Annotated in this window: 11 protein-coding genes; 2 read left to right on the forward strand and 9 right to left on the reverse strand. The window is 38.1% G+C overall.

Features of this window, described 5'->3' with window-relative positions; translation table 11 throughout:
• Nucleotides 1-8: 8 nt before the first annotated feature.
• The 9 genes from VIHSUH07_RS05535 to VIHSUH07_RS05575 form a co-directional block, all read right to left on the reverse strand.
• Complete coding sequence (locus tag VIHSUH07_RS05535; protein WP_105084203.1) at nt 9-980, reverse strand: bile acid:sodium symporter family protein; 972 nt, start codon at nt 978-980, stop codon at nt 9-11.
• Between the two features lie 100 nt (nt 981-1,080).
• The gene (gene gltX, locus VIHSUH07_RS05540) at nt 1,081-2,541 is read right to left on the reverse strand and encodes a glutamate--tRNA ligase (protein WP_105084192.1); all 1,461 of its coding nucleotides are present in this window, start codon (nt 2,539-2,541) and stop codon (nt 1,081-1,083) included.
• A gap of 2 nt (nt 2,542-2,543) precedes the next feature.
• Nucleotides 2,544-3,716, reverse strand: coding sequence for a 2-C-methyl-D-erythritol 4-phosphate cytidylyltransferase (ispD, locus tag VIHSUH07_RS05545; RefSeq protein WP_105084193.1), 1,173 nt, complete (start codon nt 3,714-3,716; stop codon nt 2,544-2,546).
• Nucleotides 3,709-4,857, reverse strand: a complete 1,149-nt coding sequence (locus tag VIHSUH07_RS05550; protein WP_105084194.1) for a PIN/TRAM domain-containing protein — start codon at nt 4,855-4,857, stop codon at nt 3,709-3,711. The genes ispD and VIHSUH07_RS05550 overlap by 8 nt, the downstream gene beginning before the upstream one ends.
• 70 nt (nt 4,858-4,927) lie before the next feature.
• A complete protein-coding gene (gene radA / locus VIHSUH07_RS05555; RefSeq protein ID WP_105084195.1) occupies nt 4,928-6,304 on the reverse strand; it encodes a DNA repair protein RadA in 1,377 nt (458 codons plus the stop codon).
• Nucleotides 6,305-6,459: 155 nt separating this feature from the next.
• A complete protein-coding gene (locus VIHSUH07_RS05560; RefSeq protein WP_105084196.1) occupies nt 6,460-8,910 on the reverse strand; it encodes an ATP-dependent Clp protease ATP-binding subunit in 2,451 nt (816 codons plus the stop codon).
• 147 nt (nt 8,911-9,057) lie between these two features.
• Nucleotides 9,058-10,122 carry a protein arginine kinase gene (locus VIHSUH07_RS05565; RefSeq protein ID WP_105084197.1) on the reverse strand — a complete coding sequence of 355 codons (1,065 nt, stop codon included), beginning with the start codon at nt 10,120-10,122 and terminating at the stop codon, nt 9,058-9,060.
• 10 nt (nt 10,123-10,132) lie between these two features.
• Entirely contained in the window at nt 10,133-10,672 is a 540-nt protein-coding gene (locus VIHSUH07_RS05570) for a UvrB/UvrC motif-containing protein (RefSeq protein ID WP_105084198.1), read from the reverse strand.
• Nucleotides 10,673-10,678: 6 nt separating this feature from the next.
• Nucleotides 10,679-11,158, reverse strand: coding sequence for a CtsR family transcriptional regulator (locus VIHSUH07_RS05575; RefSeq protein ID WP_105084199.1), 480 nt, complete (start codon nt 11,156-11,158; stop codon nt 10,679-10,681).
• 270 nt (nt 11,159-11,428) lie between these two features.
• On the opposite strand from VIHSUH07_RS05575, the gene VIHSUH07_RS05580 reads away from it, so the two are divergent.
• Together VIHSUH07_RS05580 and VIHSUH07_RS05585 are read left to right on the forward strand one after the other, a co-directional pair.
• Nucleotides 11,429-11,935: an S-adenosylmethionine decarboxylase family protein gene (locus VIHSUH07_RS05580; RefSeq protein ID WP_105084200.1), complete on the forward strand. Its 507-nt coding sequence runs from the start codon at nt 11,429-11,431 to the stop codon at nt 11,933-11,935.
• Nucleotides 11,936-12,180: 245 nt separating this feature from the next.
• Nucleotides 12,181-12,841: transposase (locus tag VIHSUH07_RS05585; protein ID WP_199176837.1), on the forward strand; the 661-nt coding region annotated here is incomplete at its 3' end.

Genomic DNA, 12,841 nt, shown 5'->3' on the forward strand with positions numbered 1-12,841 from the left:
GTTAAGAACTAAGCTTGTTCTAATTTTTCTTGATCATCATGTTTACGACAAATACCGGCAAAAATAGAGCCTGTAAAATTATGGATGATAGAGAATACAGCACCTGCTACCGCTGCTTGTGGTGTAAAATGTTTCATCGCTAATGACACGGACAATGCAGAGTTTTGCATGGCCACTTCAATTTGCATAGCACGACGAGATGATACATCGATATTAAGAACTTTACAAATAAAGAATGTAACAACGTAGCCACTCAAGTTTTGTACTAAACAAGCTACAAAAATGATGAGACCTGTTTCAGCAATTTGTTTTTGGTTAACCGCTGTTACGGCTGCCAAAATAAGTAATACTGCAATAGCTGCTATGGTAGGACATACAGATTTAACTGGTTCGATTTTAGATCCAATAAAGTAATTCAATACGATACCTAGAATGATTGGAACCAATACGATTTTAACGATGGATATAAACATCGGCATAAATTGAATTTCAATGGATGATGTAGCACCTGCGTACAATACTACGAATAATGGTGTTAAAATTGGAGCCAATAATGTAGATACGGTCGTGGCAGATACGGACAATGGCACATTACCATTAGCGAGGAATGTCATTACATTAGAAGCCGTACCACCTGGACATGCACCTAGCAAGATGAAACCTATACCAATTTCCGGTGGAAAGTTAAAAATAAGAGCTACTAAAAAGCCTGCTAATGGCATCCATAGAAATTGAATGACAGATACGAGGATAACCTTCATTGGTTGTTTAAACACATCAAGAAATACTTGTGCTGTTAACGTTAAACCCATAGCAAACATAACAAATTGTAACATATATGCCACATATGGTGTCATCCACGCAAAGAATGTTGGTAGCATATAAGCTAATACGGCCATCAATAAAACTATCCAAGATAAATAGCTATTGAAGAGATGGTTAATAGATCGAATTAAACTCATCAAAACACTCACTTTCATAAAAACCAAAATAAAATACGCCGATAATTATAGCAAATCTGTACATTATATACAACAAAGGCCCTCACACCATCGGTATGAGAGCCTTTCAATAGTTCTATTATTTAGTTAAAGCACCTACATTGTCTAAATGATGTAAGCATTTTTCTTTACCAAGCAATGTAACGATATTGTTTAAATCAGGACCATGCATTTGGCCAGTCAAGGCAACGCGCAATGGCATGAACACAAATTTACCTTTCAAAGATGTTTCTTTCATAACAGCCTTGATAGCTTTTTTAACAGCTTCTGGAGTAACTTCATCCATGTCTGCCAATTTTTCTTTGAAAGCATTCAATACAGTTGGAGCAGATTCTTCGTTAAGCACTGCCTTTAACTCTTCTTCATGACCTTCTTCGAGGAATACTGTTTCCCCCATGAACATGCCTACATGATCTTTAATTTGAGCACCAAAGCTAATATGATCGCGGAATGTAGAGCAAAGTAATGTTAGCCAATCAATGTCAGCTTGGTTCAAGCTATCTGGAGCTAAACCAACCTCTTTCAAATGAGGCAAGCAAAGGTGGAATAACTCTTCATCGCTCAAGTTTTTCATGTAATGGAAATTAATATGGTTTAATTTATCGATATCAAATACAGCTGGGTTCTTAGCAACGCGATCCATGGAGAAGGCTTGAATCAATTCATCTTGCGTAAAGAATTCTTCTTCACCTTCTGGAGCCCAACCGAGAAGTGCCAAGAAGTTTACTAATGCTTCTGGCAAGTAACCCAATTGTTTGTATTGATCAACAGATGTGGCACCATGACGTTTGGACATTTTCTTATAATCTTTGCCCAGAATTAAAGAAATGTGACCGAATGTAGGAATGTCCCAACCAAGTGCTTCGTAGATGGCCATTTGACGAGGTGTGTTGGATAAATGTTCTTCTGCACGAATAACATGAGTGATTTTCATCATGTGGTCATCCATTACAACGGCAAAGTTATATACAGGGATACCATCGGATTTTACGATTACAAAATCACCTACACCATTGGACTCGAAAGATACATGACCACGAACCATATCATCAAATGCATAGGTTTTATTCAAAGGTACGCGAAGACGGATAGTTGGTTTTCTACCTTCTGCACGATATTTTTCTTTTTCTTCTTCTGTAAGATGGCAGCAATGACCATTATATTTAGGGGTTTCGCCGCGTTCCATTTGCGCCTGACGTACTTCATCGAGTTCTTCAGCTGTACAGAAGCATTCATAAGCTTTATCTTCATCAAGTAAACGTTGTGTTACTTCTTTGTATAAATCAAGACGTTCTGTTTGACGATAAGGACCATTTTCCCCACCTACATCAATGCCTTCATCCCAATTCATACCGAGCCATTGCAAAGATGCCTTAATATTTTCTTCACTTTCACGAGTAGAACGAGATAAATCTGTATCCTCAATACGAAGTACAAACGTACCTTTTTCCTTACGTGCTAATAGCCAGTTGAACAAAGCGGATCGAGCACCGCCAATATGAAATGGACCTGTTGGACTTGGCGCAAAACGTACCTTCATAATTAAACCTCTCCTTCATATACGGAAACTACTGCCTGTGCTGCAATACCTTCACGGCGCCCAATGGCACCAAGCATTTCATTGGTAGTAGCCTTAATACTAATGCGATCTAATGGAATTTCTAAAACAGATTGTAAATTAGCCTTCATCGTATCGATGTGTGGCTTTAATTTTGGCGTTTCAGAAATAACCATAATATCTATATTATAGGCTTCTAAGCCTCTTTCTTTCAACAAGGAATTCACTTGTTTTAATAAAATCATGCTAGAAATCCCTTTATATGCATCATCTTCTGGTGGAAAATAATAGCCGATATCCTTTAAACCAGCAGCACCAAGCAAGGCATCCATCAACGCATGAATCAACACATCTGCATCAGAATGACCATCAGGGCCAACAGGTGATTCAATATGAACGCCACCCAAGATACAAGGTCTTCCTTCCTTTAATCGATGAATATCATAGCCAAAACCTACGCGCATACGTTGCTCCTTGATTCCTAAATATCGTTTAGCCACCGCAATATCATTCGGTGTGGTAACCTTGATGTTTTCGTAATCGCCATCTAAAATATACACATCTTTGCCGATATACTCAACTAAGGATACATCATCCGTCCCTAAATAAGCATCTTGCTTAGCCGTTTCTTGAGCCTCTTTGAATATATCTTTTTGGAAACCTTGTGGCGTTTGAATGTTCATCAACTCATTGCGATTCAATGTTTCTAAGACCTGTCCATCAATATCAACACGCTTAATCGTATCTGTAGATGGTACACCTATAGTCACAGCACCATGAGTTTCTGCCCCTTCAATAACTCGTTCAAATAACTCTGACTTTGCTAACGGTCTAGCTCCATCGTGAACGAGTACAATATCTATATCATCGCCAACCGCTTGTAAACCTGCATACACAGAATCTTGACGCTCTTTGCCTCCTGTAACAATTTTAATTGATTTTGAAAGCCCTAATGACGCAATATGTTGCTCCATATAGGATGCTTCACCATCAGCAACGACGAGAATGACTTCACTAACTGCTTTCACTTGATTAATATGGCTCAATGTCCATTGAATAATCGATTTTTGACCGAGTTTAATGAAAATCTTATTCTCATCATGACCCATTCGGCGTCCCGCGCCAGCAGCTAATACAATACAGCTAACCTTACTCATGCTTACCTCCATCTACACGCGCAAAAATCATACGACCTGCACTTGTTTGTAAAATGGATGTAACCATAACCTCAACCTCTTGACCTACATATGGACGACCGTCTTCTACGACAATCATAGTCCCATCATCTAAGTAGGCAACGCCTTGTTGAACCTCTTTACCTTCCTTCATCACTTGTACGCGAATCCATTCGCCTGCAATGAGGGCCGGTTTTAATACATTGGCTAATTCGTTTAAATTTAAAACCTTAATACCTTGTACACGAGCCACTTTATTAAGATTAAAATCATTTGTCATGAGCTTCCATTGTTTCTCTAAGGCTAATCGCATTAATTTAGAATCAACTTCATGTAGATCATCATAGTCATCTTCTACGATTTCAATAGGTACCAGTTTTGCATCCTGCATTTCTTTCAAAATATCTAATCCACGACGACCACGATTTCGTTTCATCGCATCTGCGGAGTCGGAAATAATTTGTAACTCATTTAAGACGAATACAGGAACAACCAAAGGCCCATCAATGAACCCAGTAGCACATAACTCCTTGATACGGCCATCTATGATAACAGAAGTATCTAGTAGCTTTGTTGTTGAATTAGTGTCACTGGATTTATGGGATCCAAACATATTGAAGCCTCTACTTTTTTTAGTCCCCGCCTCACTGCGTTTCCATTGCTTCAAATAGTTAAGATACATTTCAGGTCCCTTACGGGCCATCAAACGTACACCACTATAACCGAAAATGGCACTTAAAATGATTGAAATATAGGGGCCAATAATAGGAACCTGATTGAATGCTGCACCAATTAAATTAGCAATAATAAGACCAAATAATAAACCGATGGTACCTGCAATCAATTCTTGGTTAGGAATATGTGTTAATACCCGTTCCAATTGTCTAGCAATGACTAAACCTTGTTTTAAAATAAAGGACGAAATAAAATAACCTATTAAAATACCAATAATCGTACCTATTACAATAACTGAAATACGTGCCACAGTGAGCGACATATCACCAAAGCTTGCAAATTGAGATACTAAATAAGGATCAATAATAGGGGCTAAATTGTCCATACCTACGTATGCTGCTGTACCAATGAGGATAGCAATCACATACCGTAAAATGCCATAAATCATGGCATCACCTCCTTTAAATACCATAGAGTTTATACTCTATGAATTAGCCTTCTATGAACTATAACATGTATTAAGAAAATGCGAGTTGCATCGCTTGTGCAATGGACTTAACGCCCCGGATTTGAATGGACTTATCATCATGCTTAATTTGCTTATAATTCCCTTCTGGGATAATAAACTTTGTAAAGCCCAATTTCTTAGCTTCATTAATCCGTTGTTCTATGCGTGGAATGCTACGAACATTACCAGTCAATCCAACCTCGCCAAGAATCACCATGTCATGAGGCACTACGCGATTTTTTAAATTAGATACAATGGCAACAGCCATCGATAAATCACAAGCCGGTTCATTAACCTTTAACCCACCAATTACATTGACATAGACATCCTTATTGCCCAGCGTAAAGCCACACCGTTTTTCCAATACTGCTAGTAGCACAATTAGACGATTCAAATCATAGCCAATAGCCGTACGTCTTGGCATTCCAAAGGCTGTTGTAGCTACCAAACTTTGAACCTCTACCAGAATGGGACGAACCCCTTCTAGATAAATCATGACCGCACTACCACTTTCATCATCAGCTCGTTCAGCTAACAAGGACGCCGACGGATTAGCAAGCTCTGCTAAACCATCTTCAATCATGGTAAAAATACCGGTTTCCGATGTAGATCCAAAACGATTTTTAATGGCTCGTAATATGCGGAACTGATAAGAGCGTTCCCCTTCAAAATAAAGTACTACATCCACCATATGTTCAAGCATACGAGGCCCTGCAATATTGCCTTCCTTTGTTACGTGACCAATGATAATGGTGGGAATATTCTGCTCCTTACAAAATCGTAATAAACGAGATGTACACTCACGAACTTGACTAACACTACCAGGTGCTGCCTCGATATCTGCAGTAAACATTGTTTGTATAGAATCAATGACCAGTAAGGATGGTTTTTGATCTAATGCGACCTCAAGGATATGATCTAAATCTGTGTCGGCTATAACATGTAATCGTTCACTATTAATATGTAAACGTTCAGCCCGCAATTTTAATTGCAATTGTGATTCTTCGCCAGATGCATATAAAACAGTACCAACTGTATCGGCCACCTTTTGAGAGACTTGTAAAAGCAGTGTAGATTTACCAATACCAGGGTCGCCACCTAATAACATTAACGCACCTGGAACAATACCGCCTCCAAGCACTCTATCTATTTCCTTATAGGTCGTAGGAATTCTAGATACTGCTGACATTTCAATATCTGGCAATGCAACGGGTTTAGTCGTATTGGTGCCCACACCACGTACAGACGGTGTACGACTGTGTTTAGTATCTTTTACCACTTCTTCAACCAGTGTATTCCATTCACCGCATTGAGGGCATTTTCCCATCCACTTGGCAGATTCAGCACCACAATTATTACAAAAGAAAACGGTTTTTACCTTTGCCATACAACCCCCATGAAAAGTAAAAGGTCATGAATGATAATTCACTCATGACCTTTTGTGCATAATTAATACTACGGTCAACTATTATCACTAATAGTATACCATTTTGACATTAAATTTTACATAAAAGACTGTATGAGAACAATATCTATTCCCAATTAATTAGAAGATTTTACAATAATGTGTTCATCTTCTACATCGGCCTTGATAGTAGCACCTTCAGGAGCATTACCTTGTAAAATAAGATCTGATATAGGATCTTCAATCAACCGTTGAATAGCTCGTTTCAATGGACGTGCACCCATTGAGAAATCAGATCCTTCTTTCACAAGCATATCCATAGCTGCGGGGGAAATCTCTAGAGATAGTCCCATATCATCAAGACGTTTTACTACAGTATCCATTAAAATTGTAACAATTTGTTTTAAATCATTTGACGTTAAAGCATGGAATACAATCATTTCATCGATACGATTCAAAAATTCAGGACGGAAATGACGTTTTACCGCATCCATAACAGATTTTTTGGCTTCCTTAAAGTTGACCTCATTAGAAGCATCAGATGCACTATCGGACTTCTTAGCAGCTAAGAATCCAAGTTCAGGAGAACTCTTACGAAGTGCATTTGCACCCAAATTACTTGTCATGATGATAACAGTATTCCTAAAATCAACAGTGCGACCTTGGCTATCTGTCAATCGACCATCATCAAGAACTTGCAATAAGATATTAAAGAAATCTGCATGGGCCTTTTCTACTTCGTCAAGAAGAATCACACTATATGGTTTACGGCGTACCGCATCTGTTAATTGACCTCCTTCTTCATAGCCTACATAACCTGGAGGGGCACCAACTAAGCGAGATACGGTATGTTTTTCCATATATTCGGACATATCTAGACGAATCATCGCCGTCTCATCGCCAAATAAGGCAACAGCTAAGGCACGAGCCAATTCGGTCTTACCAACACCTGTAGGACCTAGGAATAGGAACGATCCAATAGGACGTTTAGGATCTTTTAGACCGGCCCTCGCGCGGCGAACAGCCTTTGAAACAGCCACAACAGCCTCATCTTGACCGATGACGCGTTTATGAAGCTCTTCTTCTAAGTGTAATAATGATTCAGATTCTTCCTGTGCGATTTTAGAAACAGGAATACCTGTCCATTGTGCTACTACAGAAGCGATATCTTCGTCAGTCACAACTAACTTAGCATCGCTATTTTCCTTAGCTGCGTTTTTCTTATCATTGATTTCCTTTTCAATGCGCTTTTCTTCATCACGCATATCAGCTGCCTTCTCAAATTCTTGAGCTGTTACAGCAGCTTCTTTTTCCTTTTTTACATCTGCTAATTGTGTCTCCAATGCTTTCACATCGGGTGCGGCAGAAAACACTTTCATCCGCACCTTAGATGCTGCCTCATCGACAACATCAATAGCCTTATCCGGCAAGAACCGATCCGTAATATAACGACTGGATAGTGAAACCGCGGCTTCCAATGCTTCGTCGGTAATCTTTGCCTTATGGAAGGCCTCATACCGATCACGTAACCCTTTTAAAATTTCAAGTGCATCTTCCTCTGATGGCTCACCAACAAGAACAGGTTGAAATCTGCGTTCTAAAGCAGCATCTTTTTCTATATGCTTTTTATATTCATCCAATGTTGTAGCACCAATTACTTGGAACTCACCACGAGCTAATGCAGGTTTTAAAATATTCGCTGCATCCATGGCGCCTTCAGTGGCACCAGCACCAACTAATGTATGAATTTCATCGATAAAAATAATCATATCGTCATGTTTTTGAACTTCATCGATGGCTTTTTTCAATCGTTCTTCAAATTCACCACGATACTTCGCACCGGCTAACATCGAACTGATGCTCAGTGAAATAATTCGCTTGTTACGTAATATTTCTGGCACATTACCGTTTACGATACGCTGTGCCAAACCTTCTGCAATAGCGGTTTTACCTACACCTGGTTCACCGATAAGTACCGGGTTATTTTTGGTACGACGACTCAGAATTTGAATAACCCTGGAAATCTCTTTATCTCGGCCAATCACAGGATCAATTTTACCCTGTTTAGCAGATTCATTTAAATCTGTTCCGAAATCGGCAAGATCGCCTAATGAACTGCTGTCTTGGTTATCTTCACTAGTATGACTAGTTCTACCAGAAGAGCCAAGAATATCTCGAATTACTTCAACAATGTCACTAGCGCGAATATTATGATTACGTAATAGACCGACTGCTACGCCGCCACCATCACTCAACAACCCTAACAGAATATGTTCCGTTCCCACATAATTGTGGTTCATATGATTAGCTACTTCAACAGCTAACTCTAGCACATGTTTTACACGAGGTGTCATATATACGGAACTAGCTTTCTTATTTCCTCGTCCAATGTGCTCTTCAACATCTTCAATAATGGTCTCTGCACTGAGACCTAGCTCATTAAGAGCCTTTGCGGCAACACCATTTTTAACCTTTATGAGTCCAATGAGTACATGCTCCGTGCCCACATAGTCATGGCCTAGTTCCAAGGCCGCTTCTTGAGCGAAGGATAACACTCGTTGTGCATCATCTGTAAATCGTTGCATCATATGTATTACCTCGTTCGCAAACATCAGTTTGCGCTCTCTATATAAACTTCATTCAAAAAATGAAGGTACTTTTTGTAAATCTATATTAAATGGAGTATCTCCATGAATGGTATTATTCAACATCACATAAAATAGGAACGACCATTATTATTTTTGTGAAAGCTTTTCTCTAATTACTGTTGCTCTGTAATTATCGCATTCTTGAGGACTTACCTCTTCTTTTCCCATATATTTATGTAAAAAATTAGATCTTGTAATAGCCACCAATTCATTAAAACTATCGCTCGACCATGCAGGTAAGATATCTAAATCTACACCTAATTGGACATCACTTAATTTTTCTAGCGATTCCTGACCGCTTATAGATCTTGCATATCGCAATATACCATAGGACCGCCATAAATGATCTTCAAGACCATTTTTATCATTGTGCACCAATGTTTGGCGACATTTCCGCTCTTCTGCTATGATTCCTTCTACAATTTTCGTCAATTGCTCAATTGTATCAGCTTCACTGATGCCCATTGTTCGTTGATTAGACACCTGGTAAATATGACCTAACGCTTCAGAACCTTCGCCATATAGACCGCGCACAGAATAGCCAAGTTGAACAATACTGCGAACGAGACGATTAATGCGTCCAGTCATTGCTAACGCAGGTAGATGGAGCATAACAGAGGCGCGTAGACCGGTGCCCACATTCGTTGGACATGCAGTTAAATAGCCAAAAGATTCATTAAATGCAAATGGTTGCTTCTCATCAATAGCATCATCAATGCGTTCTGCATGGTGGAAAGCATCCATTAAATTTAGACCTGCCTCCATAGTTTGTATGCGCAAATGATCCTCTTCATTAACCATAATAGCTACCGATGCATCATCGGACACAAGCAAGCTACGATATGGCAATTTTTCAGCCATAACAGGACTTATCAAATGTTTTTCCACAAGAATAGCGCGCTCTATATCGGACAATTTATCAAGACTAATACAATAATAATCTTGATTGTTGGTATCTTTTAACGTACTAACCAATCCACGTACAATGGAATCAACATGATGTAAAGCTGCTTCATCATTTTTATTGGTAAATAATGTGTCTCTAAAATTTCGAGCTAATCGTATACGACTAGAAATAACGATATGATCTGAATCGGATGGCGTATGTTGGAGCCATTTACTAAGGGCTGTATCTAATATATTATCGAACATACTATCCTCCTCAATTTTTATGACTATCGAGTTTCGATTCTAAGGCTTTGATTGTATCTCTAATTTGAGCTGCTTCTTCAAAGTTTTCATCACCGATAGCCGTCTCTAATTGACGTCGCAATTGCTTAATTTCATACTGTGCTTTAAACACATTATGCCCTTGATTCGGTACGCGTCCTTCATATTCAATTGACCCTTGAATGCGTTGTACCAATGATGCAATCTGATTTTTAAAAGTTTCGTAACAACTAGGACATCCAAATTTTCCAAACCGATTAAAATCTTCAAATGTATTTCCACAGTTTGGGCAGCGTTTCATCTGCTGTGATTGCAACATATGATCTGGATACACCATATTCTTGAAAAAATCATTGGAGAAAAAGTCATTATCCCAAATATCATTTACGAACGAGCTAAAGGGAGATAACTTACCCTCCTTTTGTAATTTATTAGCACAGGACGAACATAAATGTTGTTCTGTTTTTTGATTATTAACGATATTTGTCATATGCACTGTTGCTTCATTTGTATGGCAATGATCGCATTTCATATGACATCACTCCTTCCGCAATGTCTCTATCATGGATGCATAAAGATTGCGAATAGCATCATTTCTAGATTCATAATCTACATGTTCAATGATGCTGGCAAATGAATTATGCATCATTTGAGCCTCGCGCTTTGTAATTTTATTATCTTGTAACAATTGAAATAAAGATTGATCAACATCGCGTAAATCGATTAACCGTTCCACGCGATTTGGACCTTCATAGATATGATAAGTCGTAACTGCTGGTACCATATTAGAAGATTCTGGTTGCAACTTACGAATTCTAATATATCCACCTAATCCACGTCTAGATTCAACATCAAATCCTCGTTCATTAGAAAAACGCGTACTTAATACATAGCTAATCTGAGATGGTGCACAATCCAATTCATCGGCCAACTCATTTCTCTTTAAAATCAATTTTTCTTGTTCTTCTGTCAATTTATTAAGTATAAATTTTTCTATTTTATCAGCTATAACGCTCATAATAACACCTCTTTATAAATTTATCTCTTAATTTGTCTTTTTGTTCTTTTAATATAGTTTTATTATATTTGACTATTTGACTATTGTCAAATATAAAGTCAAATTTTTATAAATTATTATTTGCCTATTACCAAAATACGTAAATTTATTACATGAATTGCCCCAACAAATCAATGTATGTACGTAAATGTTTCTACGAATAGACTAATATAAGAATTCAATGTATAATATTAAAGATATAATAACGTATGTACGAAAGAAGGTGCTACAATGGCAGATGCATTAGGTCATCAATTATTACTAGATTTATACTCTTGCAATGAAGAATCCCTCTCTTCCGCTGCAGCCGTACAAGAAAGTGTAGCTGCTGCATTTGAGTTAGCAGATATTGAATTAGACGAAATTAACTATCAAGTTATGGATGATGAAATTGTCGTTCTTGCTATTGCAAAACAATTTCACTTCACATTACATGCGTATCCGGAATTGGGTTATGTAGCAGTTGATTTATTCGCCTTCAATCGTACTCTACCACTTACACAATTTATGAAATCCTTACGTCAATCATTTGGATCTGAAAAGGTAAAAGCAACCACTGTCCAACGTGGCGATTTTGGTAACGAACGCGATATGAAACCGCGTCGCAAAACCAGAATTACAACGCTTGGTCGCGTATTCCGTACACGTATCCAATTAAAACAAACTGGGGGCAAACTCAAAAAACAAAGCGCTAAGGTTATCAAATCATTAGCTAAAAAAAGTGGCCTAAAAAAATAACATAAGAAAAATCTAAAAGACCTTGCTCAATACGAACAAGGTCTTTTTGGCTTATAGGACAAAAAGTGTGTGTGAAAACCCTTATAACACTAGATATTTACTAGTGTTATAAGGGTTTAATCTTTTTCTGGAGAAGTTTGAGGGTGGACAAAAAGTGTGGGTGAAAACATCAATTAACCCTTGTAATTACTGATTAAAATGAGGTTATATCTTCCTATATATAAACAAATATGGAGGAAGAGTTTATGCGACAAATAAAATGTCCTGATTGTAATGAAAAATGTATTAAACATGGTGTTTTAAAATCTGGTTCTCAACGTTGGTTTTGTAAACATTGTAAGGTGGCATTTACCGTTAAAATTAATAATTTAAGTAAAGAGTTAAACCTATTCTTGAGTTGGTTATTCAGCACCGATATTCAAGCTGATATGCCTGGTAAAGGTCGTACATTCAGGCGTAAAACCGCTAAGTTTTGGTCTATATGGCCATTGCCTCCAAAAGTGGAAGAAGTACATGATGTGGTATATCTTGATGGAATTTACTTAGCTAGGAATTTATGTGTGTTGATTTGTTGCAATGATACTCATGTTCTAGGATGGTATGTCTGCCGTTATGAGCATGCTAGAGCTTGGCAGTGTTTAATGGAACGGATTGCTGAACCTAAAGTCGTTGTGTCTGATGGTGCTAATGGTTTGCCTAAAGCATTACGTAAAGTTTGGCCTCATAGCAGTCACCAAAGATGCCTGTTTCACATTTTTTGTCAGGTTAGACGATATACGACACCTAAAGTCGTTGTGTCTGATGGTGCTAATGGTTTGCCTAAAGCATTACGTAAAGTTTGGCCTCATAGCAGTCACCAAAGATGCCTGTTTCACATTTTTTGTCAGGTTAGACGATATACGACAA

The sequence above is a fragment of the Veillonella sp. T34266-5 genome (assembly GCF_002959815.1).
Taxonomy (GTDB): Bacteria; Bacillota; Negativicutes; order Veillonellales; family Veillonellaceae; genus Veillonella; species Veillonella atypica.

Coding starts and splice junctions, on each gene's coding strand:
- VIHSUH07_RS05535 (WP_105084203.1), bottom strand. CDS start 980: ATGAAAGTGAGTGTTTTGATGAGTTTAATTCGATCTATTAACCATCTC.
- gltX (WP_105084192.1), bottom strand. CDS start 2,541: ATGAAGGTACGTTTTGCGCCAAGTCCAACAGGTCCATTTCATATTGGC.
- ispD (WP_105084193.1), bottom strand. CDS start 3,716: ATGAGTAAGGTTAGCTGTATTGTATTAGCTGCTGGCGCGGGACGCCGA.
- VIHSUH07_RS05550 (WP_105084194.1), bottom strand. CDS start 4,857: ATGATTTATGGCATTTTACGGTATGTGATTGCTATCCTCATTGGTACA.
- radA (WP_105084195.1), bottom strand. CDS start 6,304: ATGGCAAAGGTAAAAACCGTTTTCTTTTGTAATAATTGTGGTGCTGAA.
- VIHSUH07_RS05560 (WP_105084196.1), bottom strand. CDS start 8,910: ATGATGCAACGATTTACAGATGATGCACAACGAGTGTTATCCTTCGCT.
- VIHSUH07_RS05565 (WP_105084197.1), bottom strand. CDS start 10,122: ATGTTCGATAATATATTAGATACAGCCCTTAGTAAATGGCTCCAACAT.
- VIHSUH07_RS05570 (WP_105084198.1), bottom strand. CDS start 10,672: ATGAAATGCGATCATTGCCATACAAATGAAGCAACAGTGCATATGACA.
- VIHSUH07_RS05575 (WP_105084199.1), bottom strand. CDS start 11,158: ATGAGCGTTATAGCTGATAAAATAGAAAAATTTATACTTAATAAATTG.
- VIHSUH07_RS05580 (WP_105084200.1), top strand. CDS start 11,429: ATGGCAGATGCATTAGGTCATCAATTATTACTAGATTTATACTCTTGC.